This window comes from Magnetospirillum moscoviense, assembly GCF_001650635.1.
Lineage (GTDB): Bacteria > Pseudomonadota > Alphaproteobacteria > Rhodospirillales > Magnetospirillaceae > Magnetospirillum > Magnetospirillum moscoviense.
The window spans coordinates 1-17027 of record NZ_LWQU01000129.1 but is presented as its reverse complement, the minus strand read 5'-3'; the positions used below and the strand labels follow the sequence as shown (position 1 = coordinate 17027).

15 protein-coding genes are annotated in these 17027 nt (G+C 66.2%); 10 read left to right on the top strand and 5 right to left on the bottom strand.

Features of this window, described 5'->3' with window-relative positions; genetic code table 11:
* Positions 1 to 51: 51 nt before the first annotated feature.
* The 6 genes from A6A05_RS08030 to A6A05_RS08005 all read left to right on the top strand — a co-directional run bounded on the left by A6A05_RS08030 (position 52) and on the right by A6A05_RS08005 (position 5638).
* Positions 52 to 2283: an ATP-dependent helicase gene (locus A6A05_RS08030; protein ID WP_068499225.1), complete on the top strand. Its 2232-nt coding sequence runs from the start codon at positions 52 to 54 to the stop codon at positions 2281 to 2283.
* A gap of 37 nt (positions 2284 to 2320) precedes the next feature.
* Positions 2321 to 2542 carry a type II toxin-antitoxin system VapB family antitoxin gene (gene vapB / locus A6A05_RS08025; protein ID WP_068499223.1) on the top strand — a complete coding sequence of 74 codons (222 nt, stop codon included), beginning with the start codon at positions 2321 to 2323 and terminating at the stop codon, positions 2540 to 2542.
* Entirely contained in the window at positions 2542 to 2946 is a 405-nt protein-coding gene (vapC, locus tag A6A05_RS08020; protein ID WP_068499221.1) for a type II toxin-antitoxin system tRNA(fMet)-specific endonuclease VapC, read from the top strand. Before vapB ends, vapC begins: the two co-directional genes overlap by 1 nt.
* Positions 2947 to 2978: 32 nt before the next feature.
* Positions 2979 to 3878, top strand: coding sequence for a 50S ribosomal protein L11 methyltransferase (locus A6A05_RS08015; RefSeq protein WP_068499220.1), 900 nt, complete (start codon positions 2979 to 2981; stop codon positions 3876 to 3878).
* A gap of 48 nt (positions 3879 to 3926) precedes the next feature.
* Entirely contained in the window at positions 3927 to 4700 is a 774-nt protein-coding gene (locus A6A05_RS21480) for a hypothetical protein (protein ID WP_068499218.1), read from the top strand.
* A gap of 101 nt (positions 4701 to 4801) precedes the next feature.
* Entirely contained in the window at positions 4802 to 5638 is an 837-nt protein-coding gene (locus A6A05_RS08005) for a hypothetical protein (RefSeq protein ID WP_068499216.1), read from the top strand.
* 131 nt (positions 5639 to 5769) lie between these two features.
* Here the strand turns inward: A6A05_RS08005 and A6A05_RS08000 are convergent, their stop codons facing one another.
* Positions 5770 to 6273: a thermonuclease family protein gene (locus A6A05_RS08000; RefSeq protein WP_068499214.1), complete on the bottom strand. Its 504-nt coding sequence runs from the start codon at positions 6271 to 6273 to the stop codon at positions 5770 to 5772.
* A gap of 113 nt (positions 6274 to 6386) precedes the next feature.
* Between A6A05_RS08000 and alaS the strand changes: the two genes are divergently transcribed.
* Together alaS and A6A05_RS07990 are read left to right on the top strand one after the other, a co-directional pair.
* A complete protein-coding gene (alaS, locus tag A6A05_RS07995; protein ID WP_068499210.1) occupies positions 6387 to 9017 on the top strand; it encodes an alanine--tRNA ligase in 2631 nt (876 codons plus the stop codon).
* Positions 9018 to 9084: 67 nt separating this feature from the next.
* Entirely contained in the window at positions 9085 to 9375 is a 291-nt protein-coding gene (locus tag A6A05_RS07990) for a hypothetical protein (RefSeq protein WP_068499208.1), read from the top strand.
* 45 nt (positions 9376 to 9420) lie between these two features.
* Here A6A05_RS07990 and A6A05_RS07985 read toward each other — a convergent pair whose 3' ends face one another.
* Both A6A05_RS07985 and A6A05_RS07980 read right to left on the bottom strand, forming a co-directional pair.
* The gene (locus A6A05_RS07985) at positions 9421 to 10308 is read right to left on the bottom strand and encodes a DMT family transporter (protein WP_245644229.1); all 888 of its coding nucleotides are present in this window, start codon (positions 10306 to 10308) and stop codon (positions 9421 to 9423) included.
* Positions 10305 to 12818, bottom strand: a complete 2514-nt coding sequence (locus A6A05_RS07980; protein ID WP_068499206.1) for an EAL domain-containing protein — start codon at positions 12816 to 12818, stop codon at positions 10305 to 10307. Before A6A05_RS07980 ends, A6A05_RS07985 begins: the two co-directional genes overlap by 4 nt.
* Positions 12819 to 12983: 165 nt before the next feature.
* Here A6A05_RS07980 and A6A05_RS07975 point away from each other — a divergent pair, with 165 nt between their 5' ends.
* Entirely contained in the window at positions 12984 to 13766 is a 783-nt protein-coding gene (locus A6A05_RS07975; protein WP_068499204.1) for an Hpt domain-containing protein, read from the top strand.
* On the opposite strand, the gene A6A05_RS07970 is transcribed toward A6A05_RS07975, so the two are convergent.
* The gene (locus tag A6A05_RS07970) at positions 13767 to 15158 is read right to left on the bottom strand and encodes a sensor histidine kinase (protein WP_082910796.1); all 1392 of its coding nucleotides are present in this window, start codon (positions 15156 to 15158) and stop codon (positions 13767 to 13769) included.
* Positions 15145 to 15822: a response regulator transcription factor gene (locus A6A05_RS07965; RefSeq protein WP_068499203.1), complete on the bottom strand. Its 678-nt coding sequence runs from the start codon at positions 15820 to 15822 to the stop codon at positions 15145 to 15147. The genes A6A05_RS07970 and A6A05_RS07965 overlap by 14 nt, the downstream gene beginning before the upstream one ends.
* Positions 15823 to 16268: 446 nt before the next feature.
* Between A6A05_RS07965 and A6A05_RS07960 the strand changes: the two genes are divergently transcribed.
* Entirely contained in the window at positions 16269 to 16862 is a 594-nt protein-coding gene (locus A6A05_RS07960; protein WP_216635773.1) for a hypothetical protein, read from the top strand.
* Positions 16863 to 17027: the final 165 nt, after the last annotated feature.

Sequence of the window (17027 nt, the reverse complement as noted above, 5' to 3'; positions counted from 1 at the left end):
CCCGCCACCGGGCATGGCAAACGCCGAAATGTGACGCTATAGTCTGCCGCCATGTCCGACCCTTTCGCCCTCGACGACGAACTCCCCGCCGCGCCCGCGCCCCAGGCCCGCACCGTCCGCACCGTGCCGGACGATGCCCCCTGGCTGAAGGGCCTGAACCCTGAACAGCACCAGGCGGTCACCACCCTGGACGGACCGGTGCTGGTTCTTTCCGGCGCCGGCACCGGCAAGACGCGGGTGCTGACCAGCCGGCTGGCCCATATCCTGGCCTCGGGCCGGGCTCATCCGTGGCAATGCCTGGCGGTGACCTTCACCAACAAGGCGGCGCGCGAAATGCGCGAGCGGGTGGCGCAACTGGTCGGTCCGGCGGCCGAATCGCTGTGGCTGGGCACCTTCCATGCCCTGTGCGTGCGCATCCTGCGCCGCCATGCCGAACTGGTGGGCTTGAAAAGCAATTTCACCATCCTGGATTCCGACGATCAGTTGCGGCTGTTGAAGCAGGTGATGGAGGCCGAGGGCATCGATCCCAAGCGCTGGCCGGCCCAGGCGGTGATGGGGACCATCCAGCGCTGGAAGGATCGCGGCCAGGTTCCGGCCAAGGTGGGGGGCGAAGGCGGCGAGCTGGCCGGCGGCCGCATGCCCGAGATTTACCGCCTGTACCAGGAACGGCTGCGGGTGGTGAACGCCTGCGATTTCGGCGACCTGTTGCTGCATTGCCTGACGCTGTTCCTGGATCGCGCCGACATCCTGGCCGAGTATCAAGAGCAGTTCCGCTTCATCCTGGTCGATGAATACCAGGACACCAACGTCGCCCAATATCTGTGGCTGAGGCTGTTGGCCCAGAAGCACAAGAACATCTGCTGCGTCGGCGACGACGACCAGTCGATCTATTCCTGGCGCGGCGCCGAGGTCGGCAACATCTTGAAGTTCGAGAAGGACTTCCCCGCCGCCCGGGTGATCCGGCTGGAGCGCAATTACCGCTCGACCCCGCACATCCTGGCCGCCGCCAGCCATCTGATCGCCCACAATCAGGGCCGCTTGGGCAAGACGTTGCGGCCCGGCCTGGACTTCCCCGAGGGCGAATCGGTCAAGGTGCGGGTGAGGGGGGTGTGGGACGGTCCCGAGGAAGCCCGTGTCGTCGTCGATGCCGTCGAGACCCACCAGCGGGCCGGGCAGGCCTTGGCCGGCATGGCCATCCTGGTGCGCGCCGGCTTCCAGACCCGCGAGTTCGAGGAACGCCTGATCACCACCGGCGTTCCCTATCGCGTGCTGGGCGGGCCGCGTTTCTATGAGCGGCTGGAAATCCGCGACGCCATGGCCTATCTGCGCCTGGTCGCCTCGCCCGATGACGGGCTGGCCTTCGAGCGGGTGGTCAACAATCCCAAGCGCGGCCTGGGCGACGCCGCCCTGCAGATGGTCCACATGACCGCCCGGGCCAAGGGCCTGTCGTTGTTCGAGGCCGCTCGCCTGCTGTCCGAGACCGACGAGTTGAAGCCCAAGCCGCGCGCCGCCCTGGCCGGCTTTTGCGCCGACATCATCCGCTGGCGGGGCGACCTGGAACTGGTCGGCCATGGCCCGCTGGCGGCACGCATCATCGACGAGTCCGGCTATCTCGCCATGTGGAAGGCCGACAAGAGCCCCGAGGCGCCGGGCCGGGTCGAGAATCTGGGCGAACTGATCCGGGCGCTGGGCGAGTACGAATCGCTGGAACAGTTCCTGGACCATGTCGCGCTGGTGATGGAAAACGACAATCGCGACGACCTGGACAAATTGGTCATCATGACCCTGCACGGGGCCAAGGGGCTGGAGTTCGACCGCGTGTTCCTGCCCGGCTGGGAAGAAGGCGTGTTCCCCCACCAGCGCGCCCTGGACGAGGGCGGCCTGGCCGGTCTGGAAGAAGAACGCCGCCTGGCCTATGTCGGCCTGACCCGGGCCAGGAAAAGCCTGCTGATCACCTTTGCCGCCAACCGCCGCATCTATAACCAGTGGCAGACGGCGCTGCCCAGCCGCTTCCTCGACGAACTGCCCGACGCCCATGTCGAGCGCGAGGCCGAGCGCGGCTTTCATGCCGGCGGCGCCACCCAGTGGCGCAAACCGGCCGAGATCGACACCTGGCAGGTGGCCCAGCGCCCGGCCGGCACCGATTTCGACCCCGGCGACCGCGTGCTGCACGCCAAGTTCGGCCCCGGCACGGTGGTCGCCGTCGATGGCGACAAGCTGGAAATCGCCTTCGACAAGGCCGGCACCAAGAAGGTGCTGGGCAGTTTCGTCGAATTGATGTAGCGTATATCCCACCGGCATATACAAAGGCGCGTCGCCGATGACCACCACCACCTTGTTCCACAGCAACCGCTCGCAGGCCGTCCGGCTGCCCAAGGATGTCGCCTTCCCCGAGGGCGTGCGCGAGGTCGCGATCCTGAAGGATGGCGCCCGGCGGGTGATCGTGCCGGCCGACGCGGTGTGGGACGATTTCTTCGACGCCGCCGGCCTGGACCTGCCCGAGCGAGGGCAGCCGGCAGCGCAGGATCGCGATTCCTTGTGATGTTGCGCTATCTGCTGGACACCAATCTCTGCATCCGCGTGCTACGGGATCGGCCTTCGGGCTTGCGGGCGCGCTTCAACGCCGAGGCGGCCTCGTTGTGCATCTCGACCGTGACCTTGGGCGAGTTGCTGTTCGGCGCCGAGAAGTCGGCGCGGCCGGCCGAGACCCGAACCGAGGTCGAGCGATTCGCCGCGCGTCTGACCGTCTTGGCGTTCGACGACGCGGCCGCCGCCCATTTCGCCGACATCCGAGCCACCTTGGAACGCCAAGGCCGAAGGATCGGTGCCTATGATCTGATGATCGCCGGCCATGCCCGCAGCCGCGGGCTGGTGGTGGTCACCGGCAACCTGGACGAATTCAGCCGGGTCGATGGCCTGAGGGCCGAGGACTGGCTGGCCGACTGACTGACTGACTGACTGACGAAAGGCACCTTTGCATGCGCTCCGCTTTTCCCGCCATCTGGCACCTGCGTCTGAAGGTCGGACCCGACGCCCTTCCCCTGTTCGAAGAGGTGTTCGAGACCTTTGCCGAATCGGTGACGATGTTCATGGAGGACAAGTCGGGCATTTCCGACGGCGATTGCGACTGGTTCCTGGAAGGCTATTCGCGCACGCCCCCTGAGCGGGTCAAGATCGTCTCGGCCCTGTCGGCGGTGGCCGCCGCCCACGGCATCGACGTGCCGGCGCTGGACATCGAGCAGTTGGATAATATCGATTGGGTGCTGGAAAACCTGCGCGACTTTCCGCCCATCGATGCCGGCCGCTTCTTCGTGCGCGGCAGTCATTGGCACGGCCGCGTGCCGGTGGGGCGGACCGAGTTGCTGGTCGATGCCGGCACCGCCTTCGGCTCGGGCGAGCACGCCACCACCAAGGGCTGCCTGATGATGCTGGACCGCCTGGCCAAGCGCCGCCGGTTCATGAAGCCGCTCGATTTGGGCTCGGGCTCGGGCATCTTAGGGATCGCCATGGCCAAGATGTGGGCGGTCGATGTGCTGGCCACCGATATCGACCCGGCGGCGGTCAAGGTCGCCGCCATCAATGCCCGCCTGAACGGCGTCGCCAGCCGCTTCACCTCGGTCCTGTCCGACGGTTACCGCAACCGGGCCCTGAAGAAGGGCCGACCGTTCGACATCATCGTCGCCAACATCCTGGCCAAGCCGCTGATGCGCATGGCCAAGGACCTGGCCGCCCACCTGGCTCCCGACGGCGTCGCCGTGCTGTCGGGCCTGTTGGACTGGCAGGAACGGATGGTGATGGGCACCCACGAGCGCCAAGGGTTGCGCCTGAAGGACCGGGTTGTGCGTGACGGTTGGGCCACTTTGCTGATCGGGCGGTGACGAGCCCGTGAAACCACGCTACCATGGGGTGAAACAGAGGAGATCGAAATGACTCGTCGCCCCATGGTCGCGTTGCCGCTTCTGTTGCTGGCCGCCTGCGCGTCGCAGCCGTCCGAACCGATGGTCACCAAGGTCACCGCCATGCCGCCCGGCGGCATGTGGGAGGTGGTGGGCGCCGCCGCGGTCGAGCCGTCGCCCACGCCGATGACCTCTCCCTATCTGGGGCAGAAGATGATGCTGGCGCTTGACGCCGCCGGCGACCCGGCCGGGCGCTTGTGCAAGACCCCGGTCTTTCAGGGATGGGACGCCAGCCCCGCCACGGTGTTGGGCCCGACCCGGGGCGAGGCGACGCGCTCGGGTGCGGTCCGGCCGGTGCTCGAGGTCATGTGCGACGGCCAGTCCTTCGGGGCCTATGTCAGCCAGCCCGACGGCTCGTTGATGACCCGGGTCAACAATTGGGTGCTGACCCTGAACCGCGCCGCGCCGCCGCCGGCCCCGCCGCCGGTGGTGCTGACGCCCGAGCCGGCGCCGGTCGCCGCTCCGGCCCCGACCCCGGCTCCGGCCCCGATGCTGGAAAAGCGCACCCTGGTCTATCTGGCGTCCTATAAGACCGAAAGCTCGGCCCAGGCCGGTTGGAAGGTGTTGGCCAAGGCCTCGCCGATCCTGGCCGGACAAAAGCCTTCGACGCAATCGGTCGATCTGGGCAAGAAGGGAAAGTGGGTTCGTCTTTACGCCATGGCCAATGACGAGGACGAACGCGCCAAGTTGTGCAAACAGCTTGGAAAGTTGGTGGATGAGTGCGGGGCGCGCAACCGCGAGTAGGGTTGCGAGCTATACTTTTTTCTCCTAACACTTACGCACAGTGACTTGCTATCCTTGGCTGCGGTCTTCCTGCAAAGCAGGAAGCTTTTCGCTTGGCCGGAATGCAGGAGGCAGTCATCGGCGAAGTCGAATCGGACAAGCGGCCCTCGGGCGGCCGACGATGCCGGTCCCTGGTGGGATCGGCCCTCAAGACGTTTCTCGAAGTGGTCGAGCGAACGGCGGACGGGGACGGTTCGGTGTCGATGGATCAGGTCCGCCGCATCGCCAATGCCTTCATGGCCGCCGAAGGCCCGCTGACCGCCTTCTACGACAAGACCGAATCGACCTGCGACGCCATTTTCGAGATGGCCTCGATCGAGCGGAAGCGCACCGATTATCTGGGGCGGCTGATCACCCATCCGTTCGGACATCTGCTGGACCAGGCCGGCAGCGGTATCGAGCGCAAGCATCTGCCGCAATTCTTCGCCGCGGTGCGCATGATCCTGGGCGACGAGATGCATTCGGAACTGAAAGCCAAGATCCGCCTGATCGCCGAAACCCACCGGGGCGAGGGCGGTCTGATCGAGTGGGAATCTTTCCATGCCGATCCTCGGGCCTTCCTGATTCTGGAACGGGTGCTGGTCACCATCGCCCGATCGTTCCGCCGCTTCGACCCGCGCAAGGATTGGTTCCTGATCATGATGGATTCCTCTCCGTCGGCGGTGTCGGTGGCGTCGAACGCCTTCGTGCCCAAGCGGGCCGAGGACAAGGCCCAGCGCCAATTCTCGGAACGCCAGATGGTGCAGTTGTTCGAGGCACTGTTCGCCCCGGTCCATCCCACCACCTATGACGACGCCCGCCGGGCTGGCTTCGTCGCGCAATACGGATCCGAGCCGCAGGGGGTGTTCGGGCCGCTCTTCGTCGAACTGAAGGCGATGGCCGGCCGCGTGGCGGCCTGAAGCCGTTTCCGATAAATCGGAACCGGCTTCAGGCTTTGTCTGTACGGCCCGTGCCGGGCCCGCTTAAGCGCCGCGCGGGCTTGGCGCATGTTCCAATCTGACCGGGTCAGATCGGAACATGCGCCACGAGCCTATTCCGCCTTGCGCCTGACCGCGTCCCAATCCTTCGGCAGTACGATGTCGGTGGCCCACAGGCCCTTGTGGGCGGCCAAAGCCGCCGCCTGATCGGGCTCGTAGGGGCCGTCCTTGGCCGCCTTGGCGGTGCCGGCGGCCACCAGCAGACGGCCAAGGTCGCCCTCGGTCACCCTGCAGCGGCCGTGCAGCTTGTCGCCCGCAACGTCCAGGATGTCGCAAGCCACCCCCTTGGCCAGCAACTCGCCCATACGCTTCCTGGCCGGCCGCGCACAATCGAATTCCTCTTTCGTCGTGCGGCTGGCGCACAGGTCGCGACGGCTGGGTACCCCGATGCCGACCACATGGATCTTCAGGCCGCGCACCTGCAGGGTGGCGCCGTCGAACCCTTCGGCCCGGCCCCACACGCAGGCGCCGCCCTCGCCATCGTCCGAGCAACGGATCGGGCCGGCAAAAGCCTGGGTGGCGAACAGCAACAGGATAAACGCGAGGATTGCATGCATGGTCGGCACTCTATCGCAGGATCGGCGCCGGCACCAGCCCCGCTCGACTGGACAGGGGGCGGGCCAAAGGGTAAAAGCGAGGGTCCAATTCAGCGCCTGATTCCCGGGGTCCCATGCAAACCGCAAATACCATCCGCCGCGCCTTCCTCGACTATTTCGGCAAGAACGGCCACGAAGTCGTGTCCTCCAGCCCGCTGGTTCCGCGCAACGACCCGACGCTGATGTTCACCAATGCCGGCATGGTGCAGTTCAAGAACGTCTTCACCGGGATCGAGAAGCGCGATTATGTCCGCGCCGCGACCTCGCAGAAGTGCGTGCGCGCCGGCGGCAAGCACAACGACCTCGACAATGTCGGCTATACCGCCCGCCACCACACCTTCTTCGAGATGCTGGGCAATTTCAGCTTCGGCGATTATTTCAAGGATCGGGCGATCGAGCTGGCCTGGAACCTGATCACCAAGGAATTCGGGCTGCCCAAGGACAAGCTGCTGGTCACCGTCTATCACGACGATGACGAGGCCTTCAACGCCTGGAAGAAGATCGCCGGCTTCTCGGACGACCGCATCATCCGCATCCCGACCTCGGACAATTTCTGGGCCATGGGCGATACCGGCCCGTGCGGACCGTGCTCGGAAATCTTCTTCGATCATGGCGAGCACATCCCCGGCGGCCCGCCCGGCAGCCCCGACCAGGATGGCGACCGTTTCATCGAGATCTGGAATCTGGTGTTCATGCAGTTCGAGCAGGTGGACAAGGCCACCCGCATCCCGCTGCCCAAGCCGTCCATCGACACCGGCATGGGGTTGGAACGCCTGGCCGCCGTGCTGCAGGGCCAGCACGACAATTACGACATCGACCTGATGCGCGCCCTGATCGAGGCATCGGCCAACGCCTCGGGCGCCGATGTCGATGGCCCGCACAAGGTCAGCCACCGCGTCGTCGCCGACCATCTGCGCTCGAGCTGCTTCCTGATCGCCGACGGCGTGCTGCCGTCGAACGAAGGGCGCGGCTATGTGCTGCGCCGCATCATGCGCCGCGCCATGCGCCACGCCCACCTGATGGGCTGCACCGATCCCTTGCTGTGGAAGCTGGTGCCGGCCCTGATCGCCCAGATGGGCGATGCCTATCCCGAACTGGGCCGCGCCGGCGCCCTGATCACCGAGACCCTGAAGCTCGAGGAAACCCGCTTCAAGGCGACGCTGGACAAGGGCCTGAAGCTGCTGGACGACGAACTGACCCGTCTGGGCTCGGGCCAGAAGCTGGCCGGCGAGGTGGCGTTCAAGCTGTACGACACCTATGGCTTCCCGCTGGATCTGACCCAGGACGCCTTGAAGGCCAAGGGCATCGGCGTCGATACCGACGGTTTCGCCGCCGCCATGGAGCGCCAGCGCGCCGAGGCCCGCAAGGCGTGGTCCGGCTCGGGCGAGGCGGCGACCGAGACCTTGTGGTTCGAGACCCGCGAGAAGGTCGGCGCCAGCGAATTCCTGGGCTATGACGCCACCGACGCCGAGGGCAAGATCGTCGCCCTGGTGGAATCCGGCAAGGCGGTGGAAGCGGTCCATCCCGGCCATGAAGTGATGGTGGTCGCCAACCAGACCCCGTTCTACGGCGAATCCGGCGGCCAGATGGGCGATGCCGGCATCATCACCATCGCCGGCGGCAAGGCCTGCATCGTCGTGCGTGACACCTTGAAGAAGCTGGGCGATCTGATCGTCCATGTCGGCACCGTCGAAGGCGGCCCGGTGACGGTGGGCGAGGACGCCCATTTCGCCGTCGATGTCGCCCGCCGCGACGCCACCCGCGGCCACCATTCGGCCACCCACCTGCTGCATGCCGCGCTGCGCGCCGTGCTGGGCGACCACGTCACCCAGAAGGGCAGCCAGGTCGGCGCTGACCGCCTGCGCTTCGACTTCGCCCACCCCAAGGCGCTGAGCCATGACGAATTGCGCGCCGTCGAAATCCGCGTCAACGATCAGGTCCGCAAGAACGCGGCGGTCGGGACCAAGCTGATGACCCCCGACGCCGCCATCGAGGCCGGGGCCATGGCCCTGTTCGGCGAGAAGTACGGCGAGGAAGTGCGCGTGGTGTCCATGGGCGATTTCTCGGTCGAACTGTGCGGCGGCACCCATGTCGGGCGCACCGGCGACATCGGCGGCATCAAGGTGCTGGCCGAAAGCGCCGTCGCCGCCGGCGTGCGCCGCATCGAGGCGGTGACCGGAAGCGCCTTCCTGGTCTGGGCCAACGAGCAGGAAGAGCTGCTGGCCAAGACGGCGTCGGTGTTGAAGGCCGCGCCCGCCGACCTGCCGGTCCGCGTCGCCAGCCTGATCGAGGATCGCCGCCGTCTCGAGCGCGAACTGGCCGAGACTCGCAAGCAGATGGCCACCGGCGGCGGTGGCGGCGGCGGTGCTGCCGTCAAGCAGGTGGCCGGAATCAATTTCTCGGGCCGGGTCCTGGACGGCGTGCCGGCCAAGGATCTGAAGGGCATGGCCGACGAGATCAAGAAGCAGATCGGCTCGGGCGTGGTTGCCCTGGTCGCCACCGATGGCGGCAAGGCCAGCCTGGTGGTGGCGGTGACCGACGATCTGACCGGGCGGTTCTCGGCGGTCGATCTGGTCCGGGTCGGCTCGGAAGCGGTGGGCGGCAAGGGCGGCGGCGGCCGTCCCGACATGGCCCAGGCCGGCGGCCCCGACGCCGCCCTTGCCGCCGAAGCGGTGGCCCGCATCGAGGCGGCGCTGGCCGGCTGACCGGTTTACATTCCTTTTGGATAGGTTCACTCTGAGGTTTCAATTGAAGCCTTGGAGGAACCTATCCATGAAGTTTGTCGTCGCCGCTGCCGCGATCTTGATGCTGGCCGCCCAGGGGGCCCAGGCCCAGACCGTCAAGGATACCGTCACCCAGGCCGCCAAGGACGCCGCCACCCAGGCCGCGACCGAGCAGATGAACAAGTCCACCGGGACCTCGACCTCGACCTCGAAGAAGGGCTCGCCCAATTACGGCATGTCGGAAGACCACCGTATGGATGACGAGATGAAGGGCCACGGCAAGGACAAGAAGGACAAAAAGGACAAGAAGGACAAGAAGGGCAAGAAGGACCGCGATTGATCGCGACCATCGGTCACCGGCCGCCGCCCACGGGTGGCGGCCGTTTCATGTCCGGGTGTTGACCAGTCTGATGCCCAGCCCGACCAGAACCAACCCGGCTGCCAATGGCCAGGTGAACGGCTCGTCCAGCAGCACGGTGCCGAATAGGACGCCGAAAAGCGGCGTCAGGAACGAAAAGGCCGACAGACGCGTGGCCGGATAACGGGTGATCAACCAGAACCACGCCAGGTACGAGGCGAAGGCGACGCCTGCGATTTGCCAGGCCAGCGAAACCCAGGCCATGGCGGTGGGGTCGGTCAGGCCCTGTTCGCCCAAGGCGACCGAGGCCACCGGCAGCAGGATCGCCGACACCGCCAGCTGGTAGAACAGGGTCTTTTCGGCCTTGGCGCGGCCAAGCGGCGAAATGCGCACCACCAGGGTGGTCGCCCCCCACAACAGGGCGGCGGCCAGCAGCATCGCATCCCCGATCCATTGTCGGTCGGCGGGCAGCGTCAGCGCCTCGCCGAAGGCGGCGACGATGCCCAGGAAGGCGGCAACCAGTCCGCCGGTCTGGATACGGTTCAGCCGCTCGGCCGGGACCAGCACATGCATGCCGATGGCGACGACGAAGGGGGCGGTGTAAAGGAACACTACGCCCCGGGCGGCGGTGGTGAAGTCCAATCCCTTGAAGATCAGGCCGAATTCGGCGGCGAACATCAATCCTGCCAGCAATCCGGGGGCCAGGGTGCCGTCCTTGGCAAATAACGGTACGCCGCGCCATGCCGACCACGCTCCCACCAGAACGGCGGCGCCGGCCGAACGCAGGCCCGCTTGCAACAAAGGGGAAATACCGGCATTGGCGACCTTGGCTGCGACCTGGTTCAGGCCCCAGACGGCGCACAACGTCACCATCAGGGCCATGGCGGCAGCGTCTAGGTCGGCCTTGCGCGTCACGCGCCGGGCAGCAGGTCGCGGTCGAACAGGCTGATCAAATCCTCGCCCGAGACCGGGCGGCTGACCAGATAGCCCTGGATCTCGTCGCAGCCCTTCGAGCGCAGGAAGTCGGCCTGCTCGGCGGTTTCGACGCCCTCGGCGATGGCGCGCAGCTTCAGATTGTGGGCCAGGTCGATGATGGTCGAGACGATTTCGGCGCCGTCGCCGGTGCCGTCCTCGATGTCGGCGACGAAGGACCGGTCGATCTTCAGGGCGTCGATGGGAATCTTCTTCAGGTAGGACAGCGATGAATAGCCGGTGCCGAAATCGTCGATCGACACATGCACGCCCATGGCGCGCAGATCCCGCAGCACCTGCGAGACGTCGTCGACCCGGGCCATCAGCACCGATTCGGTGATTTCCAGTTCCAGGTAATGCGGTTCCAGCCCGCTTTCGGCCAGCGCCTCGGTGACCAGCGACGGGATGTCGCTCTCGCGGAATTGCAGGGTCGAGACGTTGACCGCTATGCGCACCTTGGGCAGGCCCAGTTCGTGCCAGCTTTTGCATTGGCGGCAGGCGGCCTTCAGGGCCCAGGCGCCGATTTCCGAGATCAGCCCCATGTTCTCGGCCAGCGGAATGAACTCGACCGGCGACACCATGCCCATTTCGGGGTGACGCCAGCGGGCCAGGGCCTCGACGCCGGACATCTGGCCGTTCACCAGATTGACCTTGCCTTGGTAGACCAGGGTGAATTCATTGCGGGCCAGCGCGTGGCGCAGCGCCGATTCCATCGCCAAGCGCTCGAACGAGCGGGCATTCATGGCGGGCGTGTAGAGCTGGAAGGCGTTGCGGCCCAGATCCTTGGCCCGGTACATCGCGGTGTCGGCGTTCTTGATCAGGGTTTCCGCCGTGGTGCCGTCATCGGGATAGACGGCGATTCCGATCGAGGTGGTGACGTAAAGCTCGTGGTCGGTGACCTGGAACGGCATCTTGACGTGGGCGATGATGCGTTCGGCCAGCTTGGCCGCGTCCTCGACATGGTCGATCTCGGGCAGCAGCACCACGAACTCGTCGCCGCCCAGCCGGGCGACGGTGTCGCCTTCCCGCACGCAATGGCTCAGGCGGTTGGCGGTTTCCACCAGCACCCGGTCGCCGATGCCGTGGCCCAGCGAATCGTTGATGCGTTTGAACAGGTCAAGGTCCAGGAACATGATCGCCAGCTGGTGGTCGTGGCGGTGGGCGTTGGCGATGGCGATCTGCAGGCGGTCGGTGAACAGGCGGCGGTTGGGCAGCCCGGTCAGCACGTCGAAATAGGCCAGGTTCTTGATGCGCTCTTCGGTGCGCTTGCGTTCGGTGATGTCCGAGAACACCGCCGCATATTGGGTGATGCGCCCATCCTCGTCGCGGATGACGTTGATGGTCAGCCATTCGGGGTAGATCTCGCCGGTCTTTCTGCGGTTCCACACCTCGCCCTGCCACACGCCCTCGGTCGCCAGGGTGTCCCACATGGCGCGGTAGAAGGTTTCGTCGTGGCGGCCGGATTTCAAAAGGCTGGGATTCTTGCCGATCACCTCGTCATAGGCATAGCCGGTCAGCAGGGTGAAGGACGGGTTGACGAATTCGATCAGGCCTTGCGGGCTGCAGATGATGATGCCGTCCAGCGACGCCTCGATGACCTTGCGGGCCAGATGCAGGTCCTTGCGGGATTTCAGCAACGCCTCGTCTCGTTCGCGCAAGGCTTCGTCCAGGCGTTGGACATACTCGTACTGCAAGGTCGCCAGGATGTCCGAGAAGGACAGCAACCCGATCAGCGTGCCGTCGTCGTCGGTCACCGCCAGGTGGCGGATATGGCGTTCCTCCAGCATGTTGCGCGCAGCCAACAGGCTGTCGTTCTTGTTCATGCTGATCAGCGGGCGGCTGGCGATCAGGCCGACCCGGGCCGGGACCTCGCCGCCCGAGGCGATGATGCGCACGACGTCGCGTTCGGTGATGATGCCGGGCGCCTCGCCGCGCTCGCCCATCACCACGGCGGCATCGACTTGGCCGGCGCGCATTTCGGCCACGGCCTCGGTCAGCGGCGCCTGATCGCCAACCATGACCATCGGCCGCTTGATCGCCGAGGCGACGTTGCGCAGCACCAGGAAATGCTCGACCCCGTGGCGCAAGATGACGTCGCTTTGGCTGACCACGCCGACCGGGTGGCCGGCATCGTCGATCACCACGAAATGGCGGACCCCTTCCATCTGGAAACGGACACCGGCGTCGCCCACCGAGGTCGAGGCATGGATGGTCTTGATCGGCTTGCTCATCACCGTCGAGATGGGGCGGCGAACCGAGGCGGGGTTGGTGAAATCGATGGCCAGGGCATCGCGCTCGGTCCAGATGCCGACCGGCAGGCCGTTCTCGACGACGACGATCGAGCTGCACCGAAGCGACGCCATCTGCCGCGCCGCCTCGACGATCGGGGTCTCGGGCATGCAGGACAGGATTTCCCGGTTGGCGATGCGGTCCAGCGTGTGTTCTGTCGTCAACGTTCGGCATCCCTTGGCCGCGAATTCAGGCGATGTTCCAGTGTCGTAGGGTTTTGCTCCCAACGCAACCGTCCGAATGCATCAATGCCTTTCCGGAAGGGTAGTCGCAGGCAGACATAGGGAGTAAGGTGACAAGGCTGGGGGCAGCAATAAGGCGCGAACTCGATGACTGATTCCGGTACTGGTAAGCTGCACGATCTGGCAGACGAGATGCGCAACGAGTTCCTCGACGAGGTGGTCGAGGTCCTGCAGGAACTTGACGTCAAACTGGATTCCGGCCGCAACGGGCATCAGACCGAGGCCGAGGTGATCGAGCCGTTCCGCCGCGCCGCCCTTCGCTTCAAGGGCCAGGCCGCCAATTTCGGGCTGCGCCAGCTGGCGACGGTGGTGCTGCGTCTGGACGATTACGTCACCCATGCGCCGCGCGTGATGCCGCCCCGGCTGTGGGACGATCTGCAATCCTTCATCGACATCATGCTGGCCCTGGCCGAGGGGCGGTTGGACCCCGACACCGAAACCGCCGCCCTGGTGCGCAAGCTGCCGGCCCGCCTGGGCTTCGACGTCGGCGACATCGAGGTCCGGAACGTCGAGGTGATGCTGGTGATGCCGCCCGGCGCCCAGACCCGCTTCGTCGAGCGCGAAATGCAGCAATGCGGCTACCGCGTCTCGGTGGTGCCCGATACCATCGAGGCCTTCTCGCAGGCGGTGCAGACCAAGCCCGACCTGATCGTGGTGTCGGCGATCATGCCCCATCTCGACGGTATCGACCTGGCCATCGGCCTGGTGTCGATGCCGGCGACCCGCAACATCCCTATCGCGGTGATCACCTCGCTGGACCAGGGTGACGAGCGCCTGGCCCTGCTGCCCCGCAAGGTGCCGGTGCTGCACAAGGGGCCTTCCTTCGGCGACGATCTGTTCAAGGCCCTGGACGACCTGTTCCTGATCTGATCAGGCCGGGGGCAGGGGGAAGGTCATCCGCACCTTCAGGCCCGGCCCGTTATCGTCCAGGTTCAGGGCGGCGCCGTGCAGGTGGGCGACGGCGCGGACCAGCGACAGCCCCAAGCCGTTCCCCGGCGTCGAACGGGTCTGGTCCAGGCGGACGAAGCGGTCCAGGACCCGACCGCAGGCTTCCTTGGGAATCCCCGGCCCCGAATCCGTCACGGCGATTTCGATGGCTTGATCCAGCCCGGCGACGGTGACGGCGACCCGACCCTGCGCCGGGGTGTATTTGACGGCGTTGTCCACCAAGTTGGCCAGGGCCTGGAACAGCAGATGACGGTCGCCGTCCAGCTGCAGGCCAATATCGGCGTGGCACGACAGCGAAATCCCCTTGTCCTCGGCCAACGGCTCGTACAGCTCGACCACGTCCTCGGCCAGGCGTGCCGGGTCCAGGGGCTCGAAGCTGTGCAGGCGCTGGCCGGATTCGGCGTTGCTGATGGCCAGCAGGGCATTGAAGGTGGCCAGCAGATTGTCGGCCTCGGCCAGGGTTTCCTCGAGGGTCCGGCGCAAGGCGGCGGCGTCGGGCTCGGCCAGCAGGGCGACGTCGATGCGCGAGCGCAGCCGGTTCAGCGGCGTGCGCAAATCGTGGGCGATGTTGTCGGTGACGGTGCGGATGTTGTCCACCAGCCGCTCGATCTCGTCCATCATGTCGTTGAAGCTGGCGGCCAGCTGGTCGAACTCGTCCCGGGCGCCGCTTAGTTTCATGCGGCTGGCCATGTCGCCGCCGACGATGCGCCGCGCCGTGCGGCTCATGGAATCGACGCGCTGCAGCATGTGCCGGCTGGTCAGGTAGCCGCCGACGATGCCCAACAGGATGGTCAGCGCCAGACCCCAGCCCAGGGCGCGATTGATGGCCGACTTGACGCGGCGGGCCTCGTGCAGCGAGCGGCCGACCAGCAGCTTGTGGCCGTCGGGCAGGATGTACAGCCGGGCCAGGATGTCGGTGCCGAACCGGCCTTCGCCGAACCGTTCGATGGGAAAGCGCATCCAGCCGCCCTCGGCCACCGATTCGGTCGGCCAGCCGAACAGATTGCCGGCCAGGCGGGTGCCGTCGGGCGAACTGAGCAGATAGACGGCGCGCCGTTCCAGATCCTGCGAGGCGCGGCTGCCGATGACCTCGGCCATGCCGGTGATGCCGCGCTCGCGATATTGCTCGGACAGGCCGGTGGTCTCGGCTTCGACGGTTTCCTGGATCTGCCACTCGATGAACACCGAGGTCGTCCACGATACCAGGGCCAGAAGGGCGATGGCCGAGACGGTGAAGATACCCAGATAGGACAGCGCCATCCGAAAGATGGTGGCGCGCAGCAAGGGCGGCAGGGGAAAACTAGCGGGCCGCACGGAGCGAGTATCCGGCACCGCGCACGGTATGGATCAATTGTTGGTCGAAATCCTTGTCGACCTTCTGGCGCAGCCGACTGATATGGACGTCGATCAGGTTGGTCTGCGGGTCGAAATGATATTCCCACACGTTTTCCAGCAGCATGGTCCGGGTCACCACCTGGCCGGCATGGCGCATCAGATATTCCAGCAGGCGGAATTCGCGCGGCTGCAGGTCGATGGTCCGGCCCGACCGGGTGACCGCTCGGGCCAGTAGGTCGATCTCCAGATCCTCGACCTTCAGGCGGGTGTCGGGCTGGGTGGCCTGGGCGCGCCGGCCCAGTGCCTCGATGCGGGCCAGTAGCTCGGCGAAGGCATAGGGCTTGACCAGATAATCGTCGCCGCCGGCCTTAAGGCCGCGGACGCGGTCATCGACCTTGCCCAACGCCGACAGGATCAGGACCGGGGTGGTGTGGCCGGAATTCCTGAGGGTCTGGATGATGGCCAACCCGTCCAGGCCCGGCAGCATGCGATCGACGATCATCGAATCGTAGCGTTCGGTGGTGGCCAGGAACAGACCGTCGGTGCCGTTGGCGGCATGGTCCACGGTATGGCCGGCTTCCTTCAGCCCCTTGGCGAGATAGGCCGCCGCCTCACCGTCATCTTCGATCAGCAGGATTCGCATGGTGCTCCCAGATTACCGTGTGGGCCGCCCCAAAGGAAAGCCCCCGCAGCCAGGGGGATCGCTGCGGGGGCCGTTTTCCGCTGGGCCGGCCGAGGGGGGATCGGCCGGTGAAGTGTTCCCGCGGCGGTGGGGGAGGGGGGCCGCGGGGTCCGGTCGGCGGAGGAGTTCGTCCGCCTGTCGGGGAGAGGATGTCGTCTGCGAGGAGCGCTGGTTCGCTGGACGTCTTGTCTCTTCCTGATGACGACAACTATGCCCGTCGTCTGGTTACACGCACCTTTCGGCATCATTAAATCGCCGTAAGAATCCCGGGAATTGACGGACCCGTCCCGGCGCCTGCATCGAAGGGGAGGAGGAACGCCCACCGCGCCCAGCGCCGGTGGTGACAGGGCCGGCATTCCCGCCTATCATCCGGCGCCATGAAAATCCTTGCCCTTCTGGCCGTGCTCGTGGCCACCGCTTCCTCGGCTTCGGCCGCCTGCATGGGCCCCGAGGGACTGCCCGAACCCGGCGCCATGCCCCAGCCGGTTGCCGGCCGGTTCGTGCGCACCGCCGACCGCAACCTGGCCTGCGCGGTGGCCAACGATGTCGGCCAATCCATGGCCCACGGCACCAAGCCGACCAGCTTCCTGCCTTGTCTGCGCATTGGCGCGGTGGCGATCTCGCAGGGGCTGCGCCAGGTCGAAGAGGCTTTGGGCCCGCCCGACGCCATTACCGCCATCGACTGGCGTACCGAGGCGCGCGGCTATTTCATCGCCCAGCGTTCGATCCCCCATCCCTATTACGTCGTGACCTATCAGGACGACGTGGCGGTGGCGATGCAATTGATGGGGCCGCCGACCGAGATGCCGGCGGGTTTTTCCGGCCTGGCGCTGGGCGACACGATTCAGGCGGTGATCGACCAGTTGGGCAAGCCGTCCCGGCGCTGCCCCGGCAAGGGCAAGGGGATCGAGACCTGGGTATGGTCGCCCTTTCCCATCGCCATCGACGTGATGGACGGCCATGTGCTGGGCTTCAAGGTGACGTGGATCACCGGGAGATAATACGTGGCCCGATTGATGAAATCGGGCCACGTATCTTGCGCCCATGTGTGGACGGCCCCTGCGTTGCAAGGGAAATTCGACGTTCTGTGCGACCAGGCTGGGTGCAGTCATGTGTCCGGCCTGTTTGTGCGGTTCACCTGACCGCTGGCCATGATGTGATCCGCG

What these genes read in the sequence shown, in the direction of transcription:
- A6A05_RS08015 (WP_068499220.1), top strand. Translation starts at nt 2,979, where the DNA reads ATGCGCTCCGCTTTTCCCGCCATCTGGCACCTGCGTCTGAAGGTCGGA.
- vapC (WP_068499221.1), top strand. Translation starts at nt 2,542, where the DNA reads ATGTTGCGCTATCTGCTGGACACCAATCTCTGCATCCGCGTGCTACGG.
- vapB (WP_068499223.1), top strand. Translation starts at nt 2,321, where the DNA reads ATGACCACCACCACCTTGTTCCACAGCAACCGCTCGCAGGCCGTCCGG.
- A6A05_RS07975 (WP_068499204.1), top strand. Translation starts at nt 12,984, where the DNA reads ATGACTGATTCCGGTACTGGTAAGCTGCACGATCTGGCAGACGAGATG.
- A6A05_RS08005 (WP_068499216.1), top strand. Translation starts at nt 4,802, where the DNA reads ATGCAGGAGGCAGTCATCGGCGAAGTCGAATCGGACAAGCGGCCCTCG.
- A6A05_RS21480 (WP_068499218.1), top strand. Translation starts at nt 3,927, where the DNA reads ATGACTCGTCGCCCCATGGTCGCGTTGCCGCTTCTGTTGCTGGCCGCC.
- A6A05_RS08030 (WP_068499225.1), top strand. Translation starts at nt 52, where the DNA reads ATGTCCGACCCTTTCGCCCTCGACGACGAACTCCCCGCCGCGCCCGCG.
- A6A05_RS07965 (WP_068499203.1), bottom strand. Translation starts at nt 15,822, where the DNA reads ATGCGAATCCTGCTGATCGAAGATGACGGTGAGGCGGCGGCCTATCTC.
- A6A05_RS07990 (WP_068499208.1), top strand. Translation starts at nt 9,085, where the DNA reads ATGAAGTTTGTCGTCGCCGCTGCCGCGATCTTGATGCTGGCCGCCCAG.
- alaS (WP_068499210.1), top strand. Translation starts at nt 6,387, where the DNA reads ATGCAAACCGCAAATACCATCCGCCGCGCCTTCCTCGACTATTTCGGC.
- A6A05_RS08000 (WP_068499214.1), bottom strand. Translation starts at nt 6,273, where the DNA reads ATGCATGCAATCCTCGCGTTTATCCTGTTGCTGTTCGCCACCCAGGCT.